A 23,093-nucleotide genomic window follows, 5' to 3' on the forward strand; every position below is an offset into this window, starting at 1 on the left:
CATCTGCGTATACGTATGCCATATTATGCGTAACGCTGTCGCGTCCTAATCGGGGGGCATCGACGGAGTCGCGGCAGAAATCGCCGGGCCCGCCGGAAGGACAATGCCGGCCACCAATTTTTCCGGGTTCGGCTGGGACAGGAGAGGACAAGAGATGCCGCTTCGCACAGAGATTTCGGCCGTCAGGACATCGTCCTGCCTGGCCATCGCCGCTGCGCTGATCGCCGCCACCCCGGCGCTGGCGCAGGATGCGCCGTCGCCGGACAAGGGCGATGCCAGCCTCGAAAACGGGGCGATCATCGTCACCGGCTATCGCGCCAGTCTGGAAAACGCGATCAACAAGAAGAAGACGGCCGAACAGATCGTCGAATCCGTTTCGGCCGAAGACATCGGCAAGCTGCCCGACGCCTCGATTGCGGAATCGATCGCGCGCCTGCCGGGCCTGACCTCGCAGCGTCTCTCGGGCCGCTCGAACGTGATCGCCATCCGCGGTTTCGCGCCGGACTTCTCGACCACGCTCCTCAATGGCCGCGAACAGACCTCGACCGGCGACAACCGCGCCGTCGAATACGACCAGTACCCGTCCGAAGCGATCAGCGCCGTCAACGTCTACAAGACGCCGATGGCCAGCCTGATCGGCCAGGGCCTGTCCGGCACGGTCGACATGCGCACGATCCGGCCGCTGGAATCGGGCAAGCGCGTGATTTCCGTCGGTGCGCGCGGATCCTACACCGACCTCGGCAAGCTCAACACCGGCTCGGACGACATGGGCTACCGCGTCAACGGCATGTTCGTGGACCAGTTCGCGAACGACACCCTCGGCATCGCGCTGGGCGCCAGCTACACCGACGAGCCCTATCAGATCGAGGAATTCAATTCCTGGGGCTATGCCGATGCAGCCGATGGCAACAAGGTGATCGGCGGCTCGAAGTCCTACAACACCTCGACCAAGCTCAAGCGCCTCGGCCTCAACGGCACGCTCGAATGGCGTCCCGATCCGCGTTTCACCTCGACGATCGATGCCTTCTATTCGAACTTCAAGGACGACCAGATCAAGCGCGGCATCGAGCTTCCGCTGTACTGGTCGAGCGCGACGCTCGAACCGGGCTACTCGGTGAGCAACGGCCTGATCACCTCCGGCGAATATACCGGCGTCAAGGGTGTGCTGCGTAACGACGTGTTCCAGCGCCACGCCAAGCTCTATTCGTTCGGCTGGAACAACAAGTGGCAAGGCGACGACGGCTGGAACGCGATGTTCGATGCCAGCTATTCGAAGACCGACCGCAACGAGCTCAGCATCGAGAGCTACTCGGGCACGGGCCGCGCCGATACCGGCGCCACCGACACGATCGGTTTCAACAGCAGCTCGACCGGCACCACGTTCACCCACGCTCTCGACTACGGCGACTATGACCTGATCATGCTGACCAGCCCGCAAGGCTGGGGCGGCACGCAGATTGGCTCGGACGGGACCACCATCGTCGGCGGTCAGGACGGCTACTACAACAACCGCATCGTCAAGGACGAACTCTGGCAGTTCCATGCCGAAGTCGCGAAGGAACTCCACGGCGGCCCGATCAGCAGCATTCAGGCGGGCTGGAACTACACCAACCGTTCCAAGTCGCTGGTGCCCGAGGAATACTTCCTGGGTCTTGCCGCCAACACCGACGGCACCACCAGCGTTGCCGTGCCCGAGGAATACCGCCTCGGCACCACCAACCTGAAGTATCTCGGCCTAGGTCCGGTCATCAGCTACGACCCGATCGCCCTGATCAACGACGGCATCTACAACCTGGTGCCCAACCCCTACGGCGATGTCGTGGTCAAGAGCTACTCGATCCGCGAGAAGATCATGACCGCCTATGTGCAGGCCAATATCGACAGCGATATCGGGTCGGCACACCTCACCGGCAATGTCGGCGTGCAGGCCAACTGGGCCGATCAGAACTCCAAGGGCGCGACGGCCGTCTATCTCGGCACGAACGCCAATGGTTCGCCGAACATCGGCTCGCTGCCACGCAACGCCAGCACCGATTACCTCGACGTTCTGCCCAGCCTGAACCTGTCGCTGCGTTTCCCGAGCGATTTCGTCGTCCGCTTCGCCGCGGCGCGCGAAATCATCCGTCCGCGCCTCGATGACATGCGCGCCTCGTTGAGCTGGAGCTACACGATCACCGGCAACGTGGCTCAGGTCACGGGGTCCTCGGGCAACCCGGACTTGCGCCCGTGGCGTGCCAATGCGCTCGACCTGACGTTCGAGAAGTACTTCGGAGCCAAGGGCTACATCGCCGCCCAGTTCTACTGGAAGGACCTGAAGAGCTACATCTACAATCAGGACATCACTATCCCGACCTCCGCGCTCGCCCTGCAGGACCCCGGCAACGACGTGATCGTCTCGCCGACGGCGCAGCTCAACGTGCCGATCAACGGCAAGGGCGGCAAACTCTATGGCGTCGAACTTGCGACCACGCTTCCGTTCGACACGTTCACCTCGGTGCTGGAAGGTTTCGGCGTGACCGGCTCGGTCGCCTACACCGAAACCAAGATTTCGCCGACCCCGGGTGAGTCTTCATCGGATCTTCCCGGCTATTCGAAGTGGGTTGCCAATGGCACCGCCTACTTCGAAAAGTGGGGCTTCAATGCCCGCGCTTCGGTGCGATACCGTTCGACCTTCGTCGGCGAAGTGTCCGGCTTCGCGGCCAACCGTGTCCGCCGCCGCGCCGCGCCCGAAACGATCGTCGATGCGCAGATCGGTTACGACTTCCAGCCGGGCAGCGCGCTTGAGGGCCTCTCGCTCTACATCCAGGGCCAGAACCTCACCGATGAACCGTTCATCACCTACAACCCGGGCGATAGCCGCCAGATCATCGACTACCAGCGCTATGGCCGCCGGTTCCTGGCTGGCTTCACCTACAAGTTCTGACGATTTGTCCCGGGCCTCCGCGGCCCGGGACCACGACTTTTCGGTCCGGGAGGAATCCCTCCTCCTCCTCCCTCCTTCCGGACCTGGCGGCGGAACCACGAAGGGACACTTTGCGTGGTTCCGCCGCTGCCTCCCCGCTACAGATGGACCTGTTGGAAAGGGGGCGGGAGGAGTGCGAATGTCCAGCGATGGCCATGCGGCGGCGCCTGTTTCGGGAGATCGGCAAGCGTGACGGATACCAGCTTCAGGATCGTCATTCTCGGCGGCGGCACTGCCGGATGGATGAGCGCGGCGGCCCTCGCCCGCTTCGCACCGCCCGGCTATGCCGTGACGCTGATCGAAAGCGCCGCCATCGGCACTGTCGGCGTGGGCGAAGCCACGATCCCGCCGATCCGCCTGTTCAACGACGCGCTGGGGATCGACGAGGCGGAATTCCTCCGCGAGACTTCCGCCTCCTACAAGCTGGGCATCGAATTCGACGGCTGGCTGCGCGAAGGCCACAGCTACATGCACGCCTTCGGCACGGTGGGCCGCCAGCATGGCCTGCTGCCGTTCCGCCATTACTGGGCGCGCGGCGCGGCGCTGGGCGTGGCGCGGCCGCTCGCGCACTATTCCGCCAACGAAATCGCCGCGCGTACGGGGCGGATGGCGACCGGCGTCTCCGGCCCCGGCATTCCCGAACTGCCCTGGGCCTATCACTTCGACGCCGGGCTCTACGCCGCGTTCCTGCGCCGCCACGCCGAAGGCATGGGCGTCACCCGCCACGAAGGCCGCATCGCGCAAGTACGGCGGCACGGGAACGGCGACATCGCCGCCGTGGAGACGGATGACGGCCGCTCGTTCGCGGGCGATTTCTTCATCGACTGCTCCGGCTTTCGCGGCGTGCTGATCGAGGAAACGCTTCAGACCGGCTACGACGACTGGCGCGAATGGCTCCCCTGCGACCGCGCCGTCGCGGCCCCCTGCGAGGCCGCCGGTCCGTTTACGCCCTATACCCGCTCCACCGCGCGCAGCGCCGGGTGGCAGTGGCGCATCCCGCTGCAGCATCGCATCGGCAATGGCCTCGTCTATTGTTCGCAATACCTCTCCGACGATGCGGCCGCGCGCACACTGCTCGACAATCTGGAAGCGCCTGCTCAGGCCGATCCGCGCCCGCTGCAGTTCGTGACCGGCCGCCGCCGCAAGACATGGAACCGCAATGTGCTCGCGGTCGGCCTGTCGAGCGGGTTCATGGAGCCGCTGGAATCGACCTCGATCCACCTGATCCAGTCGACCATCACCCGCTTCCTCACCGTGCTGCCGTCCGGCCCCGTGGGCGACGGCGTGCGCGATGGCTTCAACCGCCGCTGCGCCGAGGAATTCGAGCGCATCCGCGATTTCCTGATCCTGCACTACAAGGCCAATGCGCGCGAAGGCGAGCCGTTCTGGGATCACTGCCGCGCCATGCCCGTCCCATGCTCGCTCGAAGCCCGCATCGCCGAGTTCCGGGAGGCCTGCCTCATCCAGCCCGGAACCGACGAACTCTTCACCGAAGTGGCCTGGCTGCAAGTCCTCGTGGGTCAGGGAATGCTTCCCGAACGCTGGAACCCGATCGCCGACAGGCTCTCGCCCGAAGAACTCGGCGGCTTCCTCGGCGCGGTCGAGAAGGCCTGCATCGAAACCGTGCGCCCGATGCCCCTGCACATCGATTTCCTCGCGGCCCGCTGCGCCCGCCAATCCGCACCGGAGACTGTCCAGTGAACCGCCCCTTCGCCTCCCTGCTGTTCCCGTCCCTGCTGGCCCTGTCGCTGAGCCTGTGCGGCAGCGCCGCGCTCGCCACGCCTGAAGAGGACATGCGCGCCCGCACGCCGGAGCAGGACGTCATCTACTTCGTCCTGCCCGACCGTTTCGAAAACGGCGATACCGCGAACGACAAGGGCGGGTTGAAAGGCGATCGCCTCGCGACCGGCTTCGATCCCTCGGACAAGGCCTTCTATCATGGCGGCGATCTCAAAGGGCTGACCGAAAAGCTCGATTACATCCAGGGCCTCGGCGCAACGGCGATCTGGGTCGGCCCGGTGTTCAAGAACAAGCCGGTGCAAGGCGCCAAGGGGCAGGAAAGCGCGGGCTACCACGGCTACTGGATCACCGATTTCACCCAGGTCGATCCGCATCTGGGCACCAATGCCGACTTCAAGGCCATGGTCGACGCGGCGCACGCACGCGGGATGAAGGTCTACATGGACATCATCGTCAACCATACGGCCGACGTGATCCGCTACAAGGAAGACGCGGCGCAAGGGTATCCCTACCGCTCGAAAGCCGCCTATCCCTTCTCCACGCGCGGCGGCGTGAACGGCCCGGCGATCAATCCGGGCTTTGCAGGCGACGACGATCCGGCCCCGGCGAACTGGGCCAAACTGACCGATCCATCCTTCGCCTATACCCCGGTGATCCCCAAGGGCGAGGAGCATGTGAAAGTGCCCGCCTGGCTCAACGATCCGATCTACTACCACAACCGCGGCAACACCGACTGGAAAGGTGAAAGCGCGCAGTACGGCGATTTCGTGGGGCTCGACGATCTGGCGACCGAAGACCCGCGCGTGGTCGAAGGCATGATCGCGATCTACGGCGAGTGGATCGACAAATACGGCGTCGACGGTTTCCGCATCGACACCGCCAAGCACGTCAATCCCGCATTCTGGCGCCGGTTCGTGCCCGCCATGCAGGCGCGGGCCAAGGCGCGCGGCATCCCGAACTTCCACATTTTCGGCGAAGTGGCGCAGGACGATTACGATCCAGCCCTGCTCGCCTCATGGACCCGCAATGCGGGGCTGCCCGCCGTGCTCGACTTTTCGTTCATGTGGGCGGTCGTCGACGCCGTATCCGGCCAGAAGGGCACCGGGGAACTGGCACGCCTCGGCGATGACGACGCGCTCTATCAGGGCGGCAAACAGGCGGCGATGCGATTGCCGACCTTCCTTGGCAATCACGACGCCGGGCGCATCGCCATGTTCATCGAAAAGGCCCATCCCGGCATCGCCCCTGATGAGCTGCTCGCCCGCGACGAACTGGCCCATGCCATGCTGCTGACCTTGCGCGGGGTGCCGACGATCTACTCCGGCGACGAGCAGGGCTTTGCCGGAACCGGCGGCGATCAGCTCGCCCGGCAGGACATGTTCCCGTCGAAAACCGCGCTCTATGAAGCCGAAACGCAAGTGGGCACCCAGGCCACCCCGGCGCAGGACAATTTCGACACGCACCATCCGCTCTACCGGCTGATCGCCCGGCTTTCCGCCGTGCGCCGCGCCACGCCGGCGCTGACCGATGGCGAGACGAAACTGCGCGCGTCGTCCGACCGGCCCGGCCTCTTTGCCGTGTCGCGCTTCGATCCCGAGAGCGGACGCGAAGTGGTGCTGGCCTTCAACACCTCGACGCAGCCGCTCTCCGCCCCGCTCGAAGTGGAAGTCCGCTCGCGGGCCTTCACAACGCTAGCTGGCGCCGCCTGCCCCGCCGCCGCAACGGCGCCCGGAAGCATCGCCGTCACTCTACCGCCGCTCGGCTTTACCGTCTGCGCCGCAAACCCCTGACCCTCGCAGGATCACGATGAAACAAGCCCTCCCCTCCGCTTCTCCCGCAACCGGCACGGCCGCCGAATGGTGGCGCGGCGCCGCGATCTACCAGATCTATCCGCGCAGTTTCCGCGACTCGAATGGAGACGGCATCGGCGACCTGCCGGGCATCACGGCCCGGCTGGACTATGTCGCCTCGCTCGGCGTCGATGCGATCTGGATCTCGCCGTTCTACGCCTCGCCCATGGCCGATTTCGGCTACGACATTTCGGACTATTGCGCGGTCGATCCGATCTTCGGCACGCTCGCGGACTTCGACGCGCTGGTCGCCCGCGCCCGCGCGCTGGGCCTCAAGGTCATGATCGATCAGGTCTATGCCCATACCTCGGACCGGCATCCGTGGTTTGCGGAAAGCCGCTCGGACCACACCAACCCGCGCGCAGACTGGTACGTCTGGGCCGATCCCAAAGTGGACGGTTCGCCGCCCAACAACTGGCAGGCGGTCTTCGGCGGCCCCTCATGGCGCTGGGACGCGCGGCGGCGGCAGTATTACATGCACAATTTCCTGGCCGAGCAGCCGCAGCTCAACCTGCACAATCCGGACGTGCAGCAGGCCCTGCTCGATGTCGCGAAGTTCTGGCTGGACCGGGGCGTATCCGGCTTCCGCATCGATGCGCTGAACTTCTCGATGCACGACCCGGAACTGCGCAACAATCCCCCCGCGCCGGACGACGGCTCGGTGCGCACGCGCCCATTCGACTTCCAGCTTCAGGTCTATAACCAGTCGCACCCGGATATCGTGCTGTTCATCGAACGGCTGCAGGCGCTGATCGCCAGCTATCCCGATACCTTCTCGCTGGCCGAAGTCGGCGGGCGCGAAGCGGCGAGCGAGATGAAGGCCTTCACGCAAGGGCCCGAGCGGCTGGACAGCGCCTACAGCTTCAAGTTCCTCTATGCCGAGAGGCTGACGCCCGCACTCGTCGCGCAGGCGCTCGATGCCTGGCCCAACACGCCCGGCACCGGCTGGCCGAGCTGGGCCTTCGAAAACCACGACGCCCCGCGCGCGCTCTCCCGCTGGTGCGCGCCGCAGGACCGCGAAGCCTTCGCGCGGATGAAGACGCTGCTGCTGCTCTCGCTGCGCGGCAATCCGATCCTGTTCCAGGGCGAGGAGCTGGGCCTGCTGCAGGACGATGTGCCGTTCGAGCAGTTGCAGGACCCCGAGGCCATCGCCAACTGGCCGCTCACTCTCTCGCGCGACGGCGTGCGCACGCCCCTGCCCTGGACCGCGCAGGCGGAGAGCGGCGGGTTCACCGATGGCACGCCCTGGCTGCCGCTCAGCGAGCAGAACCTTGCCCGTGCGGTCGACCGGCAGGAAGCAGACAATGCCTCTCTGCTGCACCTCACCCGCAGCCTGCTGCGCCTGCGCCGCGCCAGCACGGCACTGCGCATGGGCGGCTGTGAGGTCGTGCTGGCGGACGAAGCACGGCTCGTGCTGCGCCGCAGGTTCGAAAGCGAAAGCCTGCTCGCGGTGTTCAACATCGGCGCGGATGAGGCCGCCTGGCCTGCGGAGATTTCGCAGGACGGCACCGTGCTCGCCGCCGTCAACGGCGCCCTGCCCGGCACGCTCCCGGCCTGGGGCGCACTCTGGATGATCGAAGGAGAACAGGCATGAAGCCGCTTCGCCTGCTGGCCGCCGCCAGCCTTTCGCTGGCCACCCTGACCGCGCAGCCGGTCTTCGCGCAAGAGACCCGGCCTTCCGTCACCGCCGCCTCGCCGGACGGGACCCTGGTGCTCACCGTCACCACCGACAACGACAGCCGCCCCACCTGGTCGCTCTCGCGCAAGGGCAAGCTGCTGATCGCGCCGAGCAAGCTCGGCTTCCTGCTGACCGACGGGCTTAACATGGTGCGCGGCTTCCGCATCGTGGGCAGCGAGACGGCCAGTCAGGATGACACCTGGGAACAGCCGTGGGGCGAGCGCCGCTTCGTGCGCGATCACTACAACGAAGTGACGGTGAAGCTGCAGCAGTCGGAAACGCAGGGTTCGCGCCTGATGAATGTGCGCTTTCGCCTGTTCGATAACGGTATCGGCTTCCGCTACGAACTGCCGAAACAGCCCGCGCTCAAGACCATGCGCATCGCCGACGAAGTGACCGAGTTCGACATTGTCCCCAAGGGCACGGCATGGTGGATCCCCGGCGGCGAATGGAACCGCTACGAGCAGGTCTATCAGAAGACGCCGATCGACGCGGTCTCCACCGCGCATACGCCGATCACGATGCGGCTCGACGACGGCACGCACCTGGCGTTCCACGAAGCCGCGCTGGCCGATTACGCCGGATACTGGTTCAAGCGCGCCGCAGGGCAGGACTTCCGCACCACGCTGGCGCCCTCACCCGACGGCCCGCGCGTCGTGCGCGATCTGCCTTTCGCCACGCCCTGGCGCACCATCCGCATTGCCGGCGATGCCGCGGGACTGGTCGAGAACGATCTGGAACTCAATCTCAACGAGCCCAACAAGCTCGGCGATGTGAGCTGGTTCAAGCCCGCGCGCTATATCGGCATCTGGTGGGGCATGATCCGGGGCGACTGGACATGGGCCGAAGGGCCCAAACACGGCGCCACCACGGCGCGCGCGAAGCAGTACATCGACTATGCCGCCAAGCACCACTTCAGCGGCGTTCTGGTCGAAGGCTGGAACAAGGGCTGGAACGGCGACTGGTTCGGCCATGGCGACGCGTTCAGCTTCACCCAGCCGACGCCCGATTTCGACATCAAGGCCGTCACTGACTATGCCCGCAAGAAGGGCGTGCACCTGATCGGTCATCACGAGACCGGCGGCAATATCGCCAATTACGAAGCGCACATGGCCCAGGGTTTCGCGTTCTACCAGAAACTGGGCGTGGACGTGGTCAAGACCGGCTATGTCGCCGATGCCGGCGGGATCATCGCGCCCGGCGCCCAGCCCGGTGAGGCGCTGATGGAATGGCACGACGGCCAGCGCATGGTGGACCACTACCTCGACGTGGTGAAGACGGCGGCGAAGTATCACATCGCCATCGACAGCCACGAGCCGGTCAAGGACACCGGCCTGCGCCGCACTTATCCCAACTGGGTCTCGCGCGAAGGCGCGCGGGGCATGGAATACAATGCCTGGGGCCGGTTCGCCAACGGGCCGGACCACGAACCGACGCTGGTCTATACCCGGATGCTCTCGGGCCCGATGGACTACACCCCCGGCGTGCTCAGCCTGGAAGGCGCGAACCACGCGCCGCTCGCCTCGACGCTGGCCAAGCAGCTGGGGCTCTACCTCGCGCTCTATTCGCCGATCCAGATGGCGGCAGACTTCATCGAGACGCTGGACAAGTACCCGCGCGAAATGGACTTCATCTCCTCGGTCCCGACCGACTGGAGCGAGAGCCACCTGATCGCCGGCGAAGTGGGCGACTATGCGATCTTTGCCCGCAAGGACCGCCATTCGCCGCGCTGGTTCGTCGGCGGCGTCAACGATGCGACGGCGCGCACGGTCACGCTGAAGTTCGATTTCCTCGATCCGGGCAAGACCTACAAGGCCTCGATCTGGAAGGACGGCGAAGGCGCGACCTACCTCACCGAAGCGCGCCACCGGATCGCCTACGACACCCGCACCCTGCGCAAGGGCGATACGCTGGACGTGTGGCTTGCCCCGGGCGGCGGCACGGCGATCCGGCTTGAACCGGGGCGGTAATCAACCAGACCAACCTTCGTCATCCCCGCCTGCGCGGGGATGACAAGTTTTTCCGTCGGAGAGGAAGCGCAAACCGGCTCCTGGAGTGTGATCGCCTCACCTTGAATCGTCATTGCGAGGCCCGCAGGGCCGCGCAATCCAGAGCGCAGTGGCACCATCCTGGATTGCTTCGCTCGCAATGACGAAGGGTTCATTCAAAGACGATCCGCTCTAAAGTTCGAAAACCTTGCCCGCCAAATGGTGCAGCCCTTCGCGGTGGCTGACGAGGATCAGGCCAGTCCCGGTCCGGTCCAGCCACCCGGCGAGATTGCTGGCCAGCTGCTGCTCGGTCGCGCTGTCCAGCCCTTCGCTTGGTTCGTCGAGCACGATCCACGGCCGTCCAGCTAATAGCGCCCGCGCCAGCGACAGGCGCTTGCGCTGGCCGCCGGAGAGGCGCGCGCCGTCGCCGCCGAGCCACTGGTCGAGCCCATCGGGAAGCTGGCGCACGGTTTCGGCCAGACACGCGGTTTCCAGCGCGGCCCACATTTCGCTTTCGGTCACGCCCTGACGGGCCAGACGCAGATTGTCGGCAACGGTTCCGGCGATCAGGCTGGCATCCTGCGGCGCCTGCGCGAAGAGCTGGCGCAGCGTCTCCAGCCCCAGTTCGCGCACGTCCATGCCGCCGACCGTGACGCGCTGCGGCGCATCGGTGCGCAGCCCCATCACTGTGCCCAGCAGCCGCGTCTTGCCCTTGCCGGACGGGCCGCCGATCAGCACCCGGCCGCCCGCCTCGACCACGCATGCGCGCGCCTCGCTCTCGAAGCGGAGCGGTTCGCGGGCAAGGCGTTCGATCCCGCCGTGATGCGGCGCGCGCGGCGGCAGCGCGGCCATGCCCCCAAGCCTGCGCAGCGCATCGTCGACACGCGGGCGCCCCACATCGGTGCGCACCAGCCCAGACCAGGCCTCCGCCGCCGAAGCCCCGGCCAAGGCGGCAGCAGCGGCCAGCGGCGCGGTGCCGCTTGCAAGCGCGAGGACGCAGGCCACCGTGACCGCCGCCAGCACCAGTTGCCCGCCCTGCGTCAGCGCTTCGAGGCGCACGATGGCAAGGCGCGAGGCCTCCAGTTCCTCGATATCCATGCCCATCGCCTCGACGATCTGCGGGATCAGGCCATAGACGGCGATTTCGGCGGAACAGGCCGCATATTCGGCATAGGACGACTTGAGCCGCGTCATCGCATCGGCCCGCCGCCGCACTTGCGCCGCGAGCAGGCCGGGCACCACCCCCCGCGAAGCCAGGCGCATGGCGGCAAGCCCCGCCAGCAGCGCGGCGGCGGCCCATGGCCCGGCCAGCAGGCAGGCCGCCAGCCCGGTGCCGGCGCCCGCCAGCGCGCCCGGAAGCGTGACGCGGCGCACCACGGCATCTTCCAGCGCATCGACATCGGAGCCGAGCTGGGCCGCGACTTCCCCGCTCGGGCGGGAGAACACGGCGGCAGGCTCTGCCCCCGCCAGCTTTCCGAACAGCGCAGGCCGGACATCGGCCAGCGCGAAGAAAGCCGCGCGGTGGCTGAACAGACGCTCACCATAGCGGCCCAGCGTGCGGATAATGGCAAAGGCGCGGATGCCCGCGCTGGGCAGCAGGTAATTAAACCCGCGCGCCGCCGCGACGCCGGCCGCTCCGGCGATAGCCGCGCCGGTGAGGAACCAGCCCGACACCGCGAGCAGGCCCACGCCCGCAATCGCCGCGAGCACCGCCAGAAGGATCGCCACGCCGGTCGCGCTGCGCTGCCGCCGGCTGGCGTCCTGAAGCATCTGGGCAATCATGACAGTGTCACCACGCTGGCGCTGCGGCCGGCAAGCCCGGCATCATGGGTGGCCGCGATCACCAGCCGGTCTCGCGAAACCTGCGCGATCAGATCGATCACCCGGTCGGCCGTCGCGCTATCCAGATCCGCCGTCGGCTCGTCGAGCAAGAGGATGGGACGGCCCGAGGCGATCGCCCGGACCAGACCAATGCGCCGCCGCTCGCCGCCCGAAAGCCCCGATCCGCGCGGATCGATGGCGAGGTCCAGACCCCGTTCGCCGATCAGCGAGGAGAGCCCGCAAGCCTCCAGCAAGGGCAGCAGGTCAACCGCGCCGCCGGGGCTTCCCAGGACAAGGTTCTCCCTGAGCGTTCCGGGCAGCAGCAAGGGCCGCTGCCCCGCCCAGCCCACCAGCGCCGCCAGCGCCGCGGGGTCTGCCGCTCCGCCATCGAGCGTCAGCGTGCCCGCCAGGGCCGGCGTCATGCCGATCAGGGCATGGAGCAGCGAGGATTTGCCCGCGCCAGTCGGTCCGGTCAGGGCATGGAGTCCCGGCCCCTGCCATTCGGCCGAGAACGGGCCGACGCGGTTGTCTCCCGCATAGATCACTTCCAGCCGCGAGACGGCCAGACGGCTGACGCTGCCGGCAGCCGCCATGGGGGCCGCGGCGCGATGGCCTTCGGCCTGCTGCAAGGCGCCGGCGATACTGCCTTCGGCCGCTTCGCCCTGCTGCTTGTCATGATAGGCCGCCGCCATCCGGCGCATACCGAGATAGAATTCGGGCGCCAGCGCCAGCGCGAAAAAGGCGCGGCCCAGAGTGAGCGTTTCCGGCGCCGGGAACGGCAGCAGCCCCAGCAGCGAAAACCCGCAATAGACGGCCACCAGCGCCACCGAGAGCGCCGCGAAGAATTCCAGCACCGCGCTCGACAGGAAGGCCACCCGCAGCACTTGCATCGTGCGCGCGGCGACTTCATGGGCGGCCGCGCCGATCTGGCGCGTTACCCGGTCTTCGGCACCGAAGCCCAGCACGACCGGCAGCGTTGCCACGCGGTCCACGAAGAGGCCGGACAGCCGCGAAAGCGCCAGCAATTGCCGCTCTGCCTCGGCCTTTCCGGCCAGCCCGGCAAAGGCCATGCCGACACCAAAGGGCACCAGCGTCACGATCATGATCAGCGCGCAGACCCAGCTCGCGAAGGCGACGATCAGCGCGATCGTCAGCGGAGAGGCGACGGCGGCGAACTTCAGCGGATTGAAACGGGCAATGAGGCCTTCGTAAGCTTCCACATCGTCGATCGCGACGCGCATGTCCTCACCGGTCAGGCGCCCCCGCACCAGCCCGGTCGGCAACAGGGCGGCGACCAGCCGCGTGCGTAGTTCCCGCTTGATGCCGATGGCTTCGCGCTGCCCGGCGAGCCCCGCCAGCCCCTGCGCCCCCGCCCGGAGCATTCCGCTCAAGACGATGCCTGCAAGCAACGCGGGCATGATCGCCGGAGGCCGGCCCTGCGCCGCCCAGTCCCCCAGCAACAGGGCCAGGCAACCCGCAAAAAGCACCGCGCCAGCCGTGTCGGACAGCCACCATAGCGCGGCCGCGTCCAGCTTTCGCCGGGGCTGTCCCGGAAACGGGACGGAATCGATCGTAACAGTTTGAGAAGGGGACATTCAGGACCGGAGAGGCATTGACTACATTAACAACGGCTAATATTAGGGCCCCGCTAAACGACGGGACCCTTCGAGTCGAGTCCCGCCTCCGGCTACCCACAGCGACAGGAGCATGCTCATGGATATGGCAGTTGTCGAGCTTTCGCGGCTGCAATTTGCGCTCACGGCCATGTACCACTTTCTTTTCGTACCGCTGACCCTGGGCCTTTCGTTCCTGCTTGTCATCATGGAGTCTATCTATGTGATGACGGGCAAGGAGATCTGGCGCGTCACAACCCGGTTCTGGGGCAAGCTGTTCGGCATCAATTTCGTGCTGGGCGTCGCCACCGGGATCACCATGGAGTTCGAGTTCGGCACCAACTGGGCCTATTACGCGCACTACGTGGGGGACATCTTCGGCGCGCCGCTGGCCATTGAAGGCCTGATGGCATTCTTCCTGGAAGCGACGTTCGTCGGCCTGATGTTCTTCGGATGGGACAGGCTTTCCAAGGTCGGGCACCTTTTCGTGACGTTCTGCGTCGCGCTGGGCTCCAACCTCTCGGCGCTGTGGATCCTCATCGCCAACGGCTGGATGCAGCACCCGGCGGGCTCGGTCTTCAATCCGGAAACCATGCGCATGGAAGTCACCGACTTCTATGCCGTGCTGTTCAACCCGGTGGCGCAGGCCAAGTTCGTCCATACCGTGAGCGCCGGCTACGTTTGCGCCTCGGTCTTCGTCATGGGTGTTTCGGCCTGGTATCTGCTGAAAGGCAAATGGACCAATGTCGCCCGCCGCTCGATGATGGTGGCGGCTGCCTTCGGTCTTGCCTCCTCGCTGTCGGTGGTCGTGCTGGGTGACGAGTCGGGCTATGCCCTGACCGACAACCAGAAGATGAAGCTCGCTGCGATCGAGGCGATGTGGGAAACCGAACCGGCCCCGGCCGGCCTGTCGATCTTCGGCATTCCGGACATGCAAAAACATGTCACGCACGCGGAGATCAAGATTCCCTATGTGCTGGGCCTGATTTCCACCCGCAGCCTGACCGGTGAGGTCATGGGCATCGACGAACTCGTGCTCAAGGCCGACGAGCGCATCCGCAGCGGGACGATCGCCTACGATGCCGTCGAAAAGCTCAAGGCCAACCGCGGCAACATGGCCGCGCGCGAAGCGTTCGAACTGCATAAGCGCGATCTCGGCTATGCCATGCTGCTCAAGCGCTATGTCGCCGATCCGCGGCAGGCGAGCGAGCAGCAGATCCTGATGGCGGCGAAGGACACCATTCCGAACGTCCCGGTGATGTTCTGGCTGTTCCGCATGATGGCGGGCATCGGCTTCTTCTTCATCGCCTTCTTCGGCCTTGCGTTCTACTGCGCCTCCGTCTGCCAGTTCAACAAGCGCTGGTTCCTCAAACTGGCCGTGGCGATCATGCCGCTGCCCTGGCTCGCCATCGAAGGCGGCTGGGTCCTGGCTGAAATCGGCCGCCAGCCCTGGGCGGTGGAAGGCGTGCTGCCGACATTCCTCGGTGCGTCCTCGCTGACCATCAGCCAGATCTGGACGACGATCATCGGCTTCACCCTGCTCTACGGCACGCTGGCCATTATCGAAGTCCGCCTGATGATCGCATCGATCCGCAAGGGTCCGGTGGAACATCCGGTCCACGGCGGCGGGCAGCAGCAGGGCAGTGCGGGCTTCGCCCCGCTGCCGGCCGAATAAGGGAGGTTCACAAGATGGCTATACCCCTCGATTACGAAACCCTGCGCCTTATCTGGTGGGCTCTCCTGGGCGTACTGCTGATCGGCTTTACGCTGACCGACGGCTATGACCTTGGCGTCGCCGCGCTGATGCCCTTCATCGGCAAGACCGATGAGGAACGCCGCCTGGCGATCAACGCGGTCGCCCCGCACTGGGAAGGCCACCAGGTGTGGTTCATCCTCGGCGGCGGCGCGATCTTCGCGGCCTGGCCTTTCGTCTATGCCGTGAGCTTCTCGGGCTTCTACCTGGCGATGTTCCTGGTGCTGGCCGCGCTGATCCTGCGGCCGGTCAGCTTCAAGTACCGCTCCAAGCACGCCGATCCGGCATGGCGCGGCCGCTGGGACTGGGCGATGTTCATCGGCGGCTTCGTGCCCGCGCTGGTCTTTGGCGTGGCGGTGGGCAATGTGCTGCAGGGCCTGCCCTTCCGCCTCGATAGCGATCTTCGCACGTTCTACGAAGGCACGCTGCTGGGCCTGTTCTCGCCCTTCGCGCTTGTCACCGGCCTGCTCTCGGTCGCCATGATCGTGATGCACGGCGCCGGTTTCCTCGCCGTCAAGATCGAGGAAGGCCCGGTCCTCGAACGCGCCCGCCGCATCGGCACGTTCGCCGCGATTGTCTCGATCGTCCTGTTCGCCCTGGGCGGCGTATGGGTCGCGATGGGACAGATGGGCTTCCGGCTGGAAGGCGTGATCGACGCGCAGGGGCCGTCCAATCCGCACTATGCGCAGACCGTGGCCGCGCCCGGCGCATGGCTGGACAACTACGGCCGCCATCCGTGGATGCTGCTGGCACCGATCCTCGGCTTTGCCGGGCCGCTGATCGCGCTGATCGGCATCCGCACCCGCAGCCATGTGCTCAACCTGACCGGCTCTTCGCTGGCGACGGTGGGCATCATTGCCACGGTCGGGCTGTCGATGTTCCCCTTCATCCTGCCCAGCTCGATCGATCCGCAATCGAGCCTGACCGCGTGGAATGCCTCTTCGAGCCATCTCACGCTGTGGATCATGCTGCTGGTGACGCTGATCTTCCTGCCGATCGTGCTGATCTACACGGCCTGGGCGCTCAAGGTCATGTTCGGACGCGTCACGATCGCGCAGGTCCGCACCAATCCCGACTTCTACTGAGCCCCAACTTCTACTGAGAAGGAGCGAGAGACCAATGTGGTACTTTTCCTGGATCCTCGGCGTGAGCCTCGCGGTTGCTTTCGGCATCGTCAACGGCATGTGGCACGAGTTCCGCTCGCCGATGGATGACGACATCAACGTGTGAATACCAGAAGCGGGATGAGCCAGGCTCATCCCGCTTTTGACAAGCCCGCGCGGCACCTGAGCATTTCAGGACGCAGGGCGTCATGAGACAAACCATTCGAGCCGGGATGCCCCCAACGGGCGTCCCGGCTCGAACTTTATGAACTCACGAATTATGGGTGTATCAGATCAGGCCGTGGCGGAAATGAGCCAGGCGCAATAGCTCATCATCACGCCCTCGCCCGGCCGGTAGTGGCCCGCATAAAGAGCTGTGAGATCCGCTGCCGCGGCGGCCTGCACTTCCGGCGGATAATCCAGCAGGATCTGCCCGAAGGCCATCCCATTGGTGGCAAAGCCCCTCGCCTCCTCGGCCGTCGCACCAGCACCGCCCACGGCCAGCTCGCCAGCGGCCGCGCCGATATCGACATGGCTGAAGCCCGCGCTGCCCAGCACTTCACGCAGATAGCCGACCTCTTCGAAAGCGAAGGGCCCGGGCGCACGCGGCACCGGCTTGGGCATCTCCACATGCCGGCGCGCGACGGCCATGCCATCGGTCATCCACGGATTTTCGGCAGGCGGCCCCCAGACCGCAAGATCGATCCGCCCGCCGGGTTTGAGCTGTCCGCGCAGGTTCGCGAAAGCCGCGACCGGATCGGAGAAGAACATGCAGCCGAAACGCGAGACGAGCCGGTCATAGGGCGCATCGGGCAGCGTAACCGTGGCCGCGTCCGCACATAGGAAGCTGGCATTTCCCGCCCCGGCCTGCTGCGCCCGGCGCGTGGTCGCGGCGATGAGATCGGGCGAGATATCCAGCCCCAGAACGCTGCCGCCGGGAGTGACCGATGCCGCGACGGCGATCGTCGTCGCCCCGCCGCCGCAGCCCAGATCGATTACCCGCTCTCCCGGCGCGAACGCCGCGCGGGCCAGCAAGGCCTCACCGGCCGGCGCGATGGTCCCCTCGAAACCTTTCAGGTTCGCGAGCCATCGAGCCCCCATTTCGCCCGCCCAGTCCTCGTACTTGAGGGCATCTGCATGGGGGTGTGCGGCGTCGGTCATGGCCTCTTGTCCTCAGATCAGCCGAGCGTCTGCCGGACCCAGCCGACAATGGCGCTTTTCGGCATCGCGCCCGACTGGCGGGCAATTTCACGCCCGCCCGCGATCAGGATCATGGTCGGGATCGAACGAATGCCGAAGCGGCCGGCAATCGCCTGCTCGGCCTCGGTATCGAGCTTGCCGAGCCGGACCATCGGCTCCAGATCGGCAGCGGCCGCTTCGAACTGCGGGGCCATCTGCCGGCACGGGCCGCACCAGGCCGCCCAGAAATCGACCAGCAGCGGAATCCCGCTCTTCACGGCGTGGGCATCGAAATTGGCAGAGGTCAGCGTCACCGGATGGCCGGTAAACAAGGCCGACCCGCATCGGCCGCACTTGCCGCCATCGGTCAGCCTCTCGCGCGGCACGCGGTTGAGCGACGCGCACGACGGGCAAGCGATGATCAACGGGTCAGCCATGGTTATCCTCTCCTCGGGCTGCCCGCCAGGTTACTGGCAGGCGTCCCCGCAAATATCGCAAAGCGCGTGGATGATCGCCCGCACGACCTTGTCTTTCAAACTGTAATAACGCGTCTGCGCCTCGCCCCGGATGGCGACCACGTCTTCCTCGCGCAGCATGGCCAGATGCTGGGAAACGGAAGACTGCGACAGCCCCGTCAGTTCCACCAGTTCCGAAACCGACACCTCACCCTCATCCATCCGGCATAACATCAGCAGGCGTTCGGGATGGCTCATCATCTTGAGCCGGGCGGCCATGCTGTTGGCGTTTGCCTTGAGTTCGGTGAGTTGGGCGGGCTTCATGCTTCAGGCTCTTTCCAGTGGACGGCCATCGTCCCTGAGGACGACGTAAATGGCCGGGATAACCAGAACTGTAAGCAAAGTGGAAGAGGCCAGGCCAAACAGCAGCGAAATTGCCAGACCCTGGAAGATCGGGTCCGTCAGGATCACCGCCGCGCCGATCATCGCCGCCGCCGCCGTCAGCACGATCGGCTTGAAGCGGATCATGCCGGCTTCCAGCAGCGTCTGGCGCAGGCTCTTCTCGGCCGTGCGCGTATGGCGGATGAAGTCCACCAGCAGGATCGAGTTGCGCACGATGATGCCGGCCAGCGCGATAAAGCCGATCATCGACGTCGCGGTGAACGGCGCGCTGAACAGGATGTGGCCCAGCACGATGCCCACCAGCGTCAGCGGGATCGGAGTCAGGATCACCAGAGGAATGGTGAAGCTGCGGAACTGGCCGACCACCAGCACGTAGATCGCCAACAGCGCCACCATGAAGGCCCCGCCCATGTCGCGGAACGTGACCCAGGTGATCTCCCATTCGCCGTCCCACAGCACGGAGGTGTGGCTTTCGTCCTCGGGCTGGCCATGGAGAAGGATCTCCGGCTTCTGGAGGCCCTGTGCCTTCCAGTCATAGCTGTTGATCGCATCGTCGACCGCCAGCATCCCGTAGATCGGCGCTTCGTAGCGTCCGGCGAGTTCGGCCGTGACCATGTCGGCACCGCGCCCGTCGCGCCGGAAGATCATCCGGCCGCCCGGCACCATTTCCGCCTTCACCAGTTCGCCGAGCTGGACGAGCTGCGGCCCCATCGGCCCTTGCGCCACGGCCACCGGCGTCGCCGCCAGCGCCGCCGACCAGGTACGCTGCGACTGGTCGAGCGTCATTTCGATCGGCAGCGGATCACGCCCGCCTCCCCGCGGGGCATAGCCGACCGTCTGCGTCCCGAGCAGCGCCCCGATCGAATCGAAGAGCTGGCGTTCGGAGAGGCCATACTGGTCGAGCTTGGCCCGGTCCGGGATCAGCTTGAGCGTCGGCCGGGGCTGGCCGAAGGAATTGTCGACATCGACGATGTAGGGAACCGACTTGAAGATCTTTTCCACCTGCTCGGCGGTCTTCACCCGGGTCGCCTCGTCGGGACCGTAGATTTCGGCCAGCAGCGTCGCCAGCACCGGCGGTCCCGGCGGCGTTTCCACGACCTTGAGCGAGCCGCCCGCAGGCAGGGCAATGGCCTTGAGCTTCTCGCGCAGGTCCACGGCCACTTCATGGCTGGAACGCGAGCGGTCTCCCTTGGGCAGCAGCGTCACCATGAGATCGCCCATCTCGGGCTGATTGCGCAGGAAATAGTGGCGTACGAGACCGTTGAAGTTGAACGGTGCCGACGTGCCCGCATAAGCTTCCATCGATACCACTTCGGGCACGGTGCGCGTGATCGCCGCCGCCTGTTCCAGCACCCGCGAGGTCGTCTCCAGACTGGTGCCTTCGGGCAGGTCGGCGACAAGCTGGACTTCGCTCTTGTTGTCGAACGGCAGCAGCTTCACCGTCACTGCCTTGAAGTAGAACATCGAGCAGGCCACCAGCGTGGCAATGCCCACCGCGATCAGGAAGCGCCAGGCGCTGCCCTTGGTCGCAATCACGCGCGAGGCGTAACGCTCGTAAAGCGCGCCCAGCTTGCCGCCATGCGGCCCTTCATGCTCGTGATGGGCCAGCGCGGTGCGGGCAAAGCGGATCATCAGCCAGGGGGCGATGATGACCGCCACGAAGAAGCTGAAGATCATCGCGGCCGAGGCATTGATCGGGATCGGCGCCATGTAGGGGCCCATCAGGCCCGATACGAACAGCATCGGCAGCAGCGCTGCGACCACGGTGAGCGTTGCGACGATCGTCGGGTTGCCGACTTCGGCCACGGCTTCCACCGCCGCATCGATCCGGCTGCGATCGTCCTTCATCGCCCAGTGGCGCGCGATGTTCTCGATCATCACGATGGCATCGTCGACGAGGATACCGATCGAGAAGATCAGCGCGAACAGGCTCACGCGGTTGATCGTGAAGCCCATCACGTTGGACGCGAACATGGTCAGCATGATCGTCGTCGGGATGACGATCGCCGTCACCCCCGCTTCGCGCCAGCCGATGGCAAAGCCGATCAGGATGACGATCGAAACCGTCGCCAGCGCGAGGTGGAAGATCAGCTCGTTGGCTTTCTCGTTCGCGGTCTCGCCATAATTGCGCGTGACGGCGACATTCACCGAATCCGGGATCAGCTTGCCTTCGAGCAAGTGGACGCGGTCGACGATCTGTTCCGACACGGTCACGGCATTGGCGCCCGCGCGCTTGGCGATGGCCAGGCTGACGGCAGGCGCCATCGACCACTTGCCGTCCGCGTCCTTGGCCCAGCGCCAGGCCCGCGCCTGGTCCTGCGTCGGCGTCTGCTCGACCGTGGCGACGTCCGACAGCAGCACTGGCGCGCCCGTGACCGAGCGGACCGTCAGCCGCGAAAGTTCCTGGGCATCGCGCAGCGTCTGGCCGGCGACCACAAGCGCAGCATCCCCGCCCTCGCGGACGGTTCCGGCAGGGAAGGAACGATTGGCCTGGCTCACGGCCTCGATCACGCTGCCCAGCGGCACGCGGTGCGCCGCCATCTTCGCCGGATCGGGCACGACGCGCAGGGCCATCTTCTGGCCGCCGGTGATGAAGGTCAGACCGACGTCATCGACCTTGGCCACCTCTGTCCGCAGCTTGCCCGCGAGTTCCGCCAGCGCCTGATCGTTCCACTGCCCCACCGCGCCCGGCTTGGGCGTCAGCGTCAACACGACGATCGGCACATCATTGATGCCGCGCACCGTCACCTGCGGCGGCGGGATGCCGACCGGGATGCTGTTTTTGTTGGCCTCGATCTTCTCGTTGATGCGAGTCACCGCATCCTCGGGATCGGAACCGACCAGGAAGCGCGCCGTCACCAGCGCGCCATTGTCCTGCGCCTGGGTATAGACATGCTCGACGCCGTTCACGCTCTTGACGATGGTTTCCAGCGGCTTGGCCACCAGTTCCACGACGTCCGGGGCCGAAAGGCCCGGTGCCTGAACCATGATGTCGACCATCGGCACCTTGATCTGCGGCTCTTCCTCGCGCGGGATCGTGATCGTGGCGATCAGGCCGACGATGATCGCGGCGAGCAGGAACAGCGGCGTGAGCGGCGACTGGATCGTCGCGCGCGTCAGCTTTCCGGAGATACCGAGATTCATTGACCTGCCGCCCCGTTGGCCGCCCCGCCAGCCGCCCCATTGGTCCCGATGAGCGTGTCACCGGCGGAAACGCCCGAGAGAATCTCGACCTTGCCCGGTTCGGACGAAGGCGCGGTCTGCACCGGCACTTGCGTGGCCGTGCCGTCCTTACCCGCCAGCGTCACGTAATCGATGCCATAGCGGTCGGTGACATAGCTCTTGGGCACCAGCAGCGCCTTGCGGCTGCCGGTCTCCACTTTGGCGGCTACCCTGCGGCCGATGAGCTTGTTGTCGATGCCGGGCATATCGACATCGGCCGTCACCTGACCTGCCGTAACCGAGGGATAGACCTTGATGATACGGCCCGTGGCATCGCCCGAGCCGATACCGCTGGCCTTTACCAGCGAGCCGGGGTGAACCTTGTCGCCCAGCGATTCGGGCATTTCCAGCCGCACGATGGTCGGCCCTGCGGTAATGACGGCGATCGCCATGCCCGGCGCCACGGGAGCGCCCGCCGGCACGTCCGCGCGCAGCACCCGGCCGGTGGCGGGGGCCACGACGGCGCCCTGCCCGGCCACGGCGGTTGCCGCGGCATATTGCGCCCGCGACGCGGATGCGGCGGCCTGCGCCTGCTCCAGCCGGGCATCGGCATAGACGCCGTTGTCATGGAGGTATTTCACGCGCTTCAGCTCGGACTGCGCCTGCACCATCTGCGCCTGCGCAGCCGCGGCCTGAGGCCCGAGCTGGCTGTCGACGATTCGACCGATCGTCTGGCCCTTGCGGACCATGTCGCCCTCATGCACCGAGAGCGAGGTGAGGATGCCGGGGATGCGTGCCAGCACTTGCGCCTGATCGACCGTGGCGATCTCGGCACTCACGTCCTGCCAGTCCGCCGTGTCGCTGGTCTGCAGCACGAGTTTCGGGCCGGAAGGCGCCTTGCTTTCCTGCGCCACTTCCTCGCTGCTGCCGCAGCCTGCCAGCGGCAGGCCCAGCACGGACAGTCCGAGTGCGGACAGAACCAGGACTTTTGCGCGCATCATGACATCCCCTGCCTTGTAGTTCTGGTGCTTAGTTCTTGTGCTGCCGCTCAGCGTTCGACCGGCAGCCGGGCCGCCGTCCACGCCCCGAAGCCGCCAGCGAGGTGCGTATCGACCTCGGCCTGCGCAATACCGCATTTGTCGAGCGCCATGCCCGAACGCTTGCCGCCCAGACAGTTGAGAATCAGCGTCTTGCCTTCCGGATGCGGAAGCTTCGAAGGCTGGAAGCTGGAAAGCGGCATGTTCACTGCGCCGGGAATGTGCCCGGCAGCAAACTCGTCCACCTCGCGAACGTCGACCACCAGCGCCTCGCCAGCGCGCAGCATCGCATCGAGTTGTTCCGCCGTGATTTCCTTGTGGCGCGGCTTTCCGAAACCGAAGACCATCTG

Annotated in this window: 16 protein-coding genes; 8 read left to right on the forward strand and 8 right to left on the reverse strand. The window is 66.0% G+C overall.

Features of this window, described 5'->3' with window-relative positions; genetic code table 11:
• The first annotated feature begins 154 nt into the window (after positions 1-154).
• From NN5_RS09430 to NN5_RS09450, 5 genes are all read left to right on the forward strand, one after another.
• Positions 155-2,923, forward strand: coding sequence for a TonB-dependent receptor (locus NN5_RS09430; protein ID WP_174523886.1), 2,769 nt, complete (start codon positions 155-157; stop codon positions 2,921-2,923).
• A gap of 228 nt (positions 2,924-3,151) precedes the next feature.
• Positions 3,152-4,663: a tryptophan halogenase family protein gene (locus NN5_RS09435; protein WP_067734027.1), complete on the forward strand. Its 1,512-nt coding sequence runs from the start codon at positions 3,152-3,154 to the stop codon at positions 4,661-4,663.
• Between the two features lie 92 nt (positions 4,664-4,755).
• Positions 4,756-6,492: an alpha-amylase family glycosyl hydrolase gene (locus NN5_RS09440; protein ID WP_084384856.1), complete on the forward strand. Its 1,737-nt coding sequence runs from the start codon at positions 4,756-4,758 to the stop codon at positions 6,490-6,492.
• Positions 6,493-6,508: 16 nt separating this feature from the next.
• On the forward strand, positions 6,509-8,146 hold the full coding sequence (locus tag NN5_RS09445; protein ID WP_067734028.1) for an alpha-amylase family glycosyl hydrolase: 1,638 nt from the start codon (positions 6,509-6,511) through the stop codon (positions 8,144-8,146).
• The gene (locus tag NN5_RS09450; protein WP_067734029.1) at positions 8,143-10,200 is read left to right on the forward strand and encodes a glycoside hydrolase family 97 protein; all 2,058 of its coding nucleotides are present in this window, start codon (positions 8,143-8,145) and stop codon (positions 10,198-10,200) included. The genes NN5_RS09445 and NN5_RS09450 overlap by 4 nt, the downstream gene beginning before the upstream one ends.
• A 210-nt stretch (positions 10,201-10,410) precedes the next feature.
• Here NN5_RS09450 and NN5_RS09455 read toward each other — a convergent pair whose 3' ends face one another.
• Positions 10,411-12,000: an amino acid ABC transporter ATP-binding/permease protein gene (locus NN5_RS09455; RefSeq protein ID WP_067734030.1), complete on the reverse strand. Its 1,590-nt coding sequence runs from the start codon at positions 11,998-12,000 to the stop codon at positions 10,411-10,413.
• Positions 11,997-13,634, reverse strand: coding sequence for an ABC transporter ATP-binding protein/permease (locus NN5_RS09460; protein ID WP_157081075.1), 1,638 nt, complete (start codon positions 13,632-13,634; stop codon positions 11,997-11,999). The genes NN5_RS09455 and NN5_RS09460 overlap by 4 nt, the downstream gene beginning before the upstream one ends.
• A gap of 118 nt (positions 13,635-13,752) precedes the next feature.
• Here NN5_RS09460 and NN5_RS09465 point away from each other — a divergent pair, with 118 nt between their 5' ends.
• Genes NN5_RS09465 through cydX form a run of 3 tightly spaced genes read left to right on the forward strand, consistent with a single transcriptional unit; the run spans position 13,753 to position 16,635 of the window.
• Positions 13,753-15,327 carry a cytochrome ubiquinol oxidase subunit I gene (locus NN5_RS09465; RefSeq protein WP_067734031.1) on the forward strand — a complete coding sequence of 525 codons (1,575 nt, stop codon included), beginning with the start codon at positions 13,753-13,755 and terminating at the stop codon, positions 15,325-15,327.
• Between the two features lie 14 nt (positions 15,328-15,341).
• The gene (gene cydB, locus NN5_RS09470; RefSeq protein ID WP_067734032.1) at positions 15,342-16,490 is read left to right on the forward strand and encodes a cytochrome d ubiquinol oxidase subunit II; all 1,149 of its coding nucleotides are present in this window, start codon (positions 15,342-15,344) and stop codon (positions 16,488-16,490) included.
• 34 nt (positions 16,491-16,524) lie between these two features.
• A complete protein-coding gene (cydX, locus tag NN5_RS25080; RefSeq protein WP_084384850.1) occupies positions 16,525-16,635 on the forward strand; it encodes a cytochrome bd-I oxidase subunit CydX in 111 nt (36 codons plus the stop codon).
• 167 nt (positions 16,636-16,802) lie between these two features.
• Here cydX and NN5_RS09475 read toward each other — a convergent pair whose 3' ends face one another.
• The 6 genes from NN5_RS09475 to NN5_RS09500 are packed head-to-tail and all read right to left on the reverse strand — an operon-like array spanning position 16,803 to position 23,090.
• The gene (locus NN5_RS09475) at positions 16,803-17,669 is read right to left on the reverse strand and encodes a class I SAM-dependent methyltransferase (RefSeq protein WP_067734033.1); all 867 of its coding nucleotides are present in this window, start codon (positions 17,667-17,669) and stop codon (positions 16,803-16,805) included.
• A gap of 17 nt (positions 17,670-17,686) precedes the next feature.
• The gene (gene trxC / locus NN5_RS09480) at positions 17,687-18,124 is read right to left on the reverse strand and encodes a thioredoxin TrxC (RefSeq protein ID WP_067734034.1); all 438 of its coding nucleotides are present in this window, start codon (positions 18,122-18,124) and stop codon (positions 17,687-17,689) included.
• 30 nt (positions 18,125-18,154) lie between these two features.
• Complete coding sequence (locus NN5_RS09485) at positions 18,155-18,466, reverse strand: ArsR/SmtB family transcription factor (protein ID WP_067734035.1); 312 nt, start codon at positions 18,464-18,466, stop codon at positions 18,155-18,157.
• 3 nt (positions 18,467-18,469) lie between these two features.
• The gene (locus NN5_RS09490; protein ID WP_067734036.1) at positions 18,470-21,688 is read right to left on the reverse strand and encodes an efflux RND transporter permease subunit; all 3,219 of its coding nucleotides are present in this window, start codon (positions 21,686-21,688) and stop codon (positions 18,470-18,472) included.
• Positions 21,685-22,704, reverse strand: a complete 1,020-nt coding sequence (locus NN5_RS09495; protein WP_067734060.1) for an efflux RND transporter periplasmic adaptor subunit — start codon at positions 22,702-22,704, stop codon at positions 21,685-21,687. The genes NN5_RS09490 and NN5_RS09495 overlap by 4 nt, the downstream gene beginning before the upstream one ends.
• Positions 22,705-22,754: 50 nt before the next feature.
• Positions 22,755-23,090, reverse strand: coding sequence for a rhodanese-like domain-containing protein (locus NN5_RS09500; RefSeq protein WP_067734037.1), 336 nt, complete (start codon positions 23,088-23,090; stop codon positions 22,755-22,757).
• Positions 23,091-23,093 lie beyond the last annotated feature (3 nt).

It is taken from the genome of Novosphingobium naphthalenivorans NBRC 102051, from assembly GCF_001590985.1.
In the GTDB taxonomy this organism is placed as follows: Bacteria; Pseudomonadota; Alphaproteobacteria; order Sphingomonadales; family Sphingomonadaceae; genus Novosphingobium; species Novosphingobium naphthalenivorans.

Coding starts and splice junctions, on each gene's coding strand:
- cydB (WP_067734032.1), top strand. CDS start 15,342: ATGGCTATACCCCTCGATTACGAAACCCTGCGCCTTATCTGGTGGGCT.
- cydX (WP_084384850.1), top strand. CDS start 16,525: ATGTGGTACTTTTCCTGGATCCTCGGCGTGAGCCTCGCGGTTGCTTTC.
- trxC (WP_067734034.1), bottom strand. CDS start 18,124: ATGGCTGACCCGTTGATCATCGCTTGCCCGTCGTGCGCGTCGCTCAAC.
- NN5_RS09490 (WP_067734036.1), bottom strand. CDS start 21,688: ATGAATCTCGGTATCTCCGGAAAGCTGACGCGCGCGACGATCCAGTCG.
- NN5_RS09430 (WP_174523886.1), top strand. CDS start 155: ATGCCGCTTCGCACAGAGATTTCGGCCGTCAGGACATCGTCCTGCCTG.
- NN5_RS09445 (WP_067734028.1), top strand. CDS start 6,509: ATGAAACAAGCCCTCCCCTCCGCTTCTCCCGCAACCGGCACGGCCGCC.
- NN5_RS09495 (WP_067734060.1), bottom strand. CDS start 22,704: ATGCGCGCAAAAGTCCTGGTTCTGTCCGCACTCGGACTGTCCGTGCTG.
- NN5_RS09485 (WP_067734035.1), bottom strand. CDS start 18,466: ATGAAGCCCGCCCAACTCACCGAACTCAAGGCAAACGCCAACAGCATG.
- NN5_RS09460 (WP_157081075.1), bottom strand. CDS start 13,634: ATGTCCCCTTCTCAAACTGTTACGATCGATTCCGTCCCGTTTCCGGGA.
- NN5_RS09465 (WP_067734031.1), top strand. CDS start 13,753: ATGGATATGGCAGTTGTCGAGCTTTCGCGGCTGCAATTTGCGCTCACG.
- NN5_RS09455 (WP_067734030.1), bottom strand. CDS start 12,000: ATGATTGCCCAGATGCTTCAGGACGCCAGCCGGCGGCAGCGCAGCGCG.
- NN5_RS09440 (WP_084384856.1), top strand. CDS start 4,756: ATGCGCGCCCGCACGCCGGAGCAGGACGTCATCTACTTCGTCCTGCCC.
- NN5_RS09450 (WP_067734029.1), top strand. CDS start 8,143: ATGAAGCCGCTTCGCCTGCTGGCCGCCGCCAGCCTTTCGCTGGCCACC.
- NN5_RS09500 (WP_067734037.1), bottom strand. CDS start 23,090: ATGGTCTTCGGTTTCGGAAAGCCGCGCCACAAGGAAATCACGGCGGAA.
- NN5_RS09475 (WP_067734033.1), bottom strand. CDS start 17,669: ATGACCGACGCCGCACACCCCCATGCAGATGCCCTCAAGTACGAGGAC.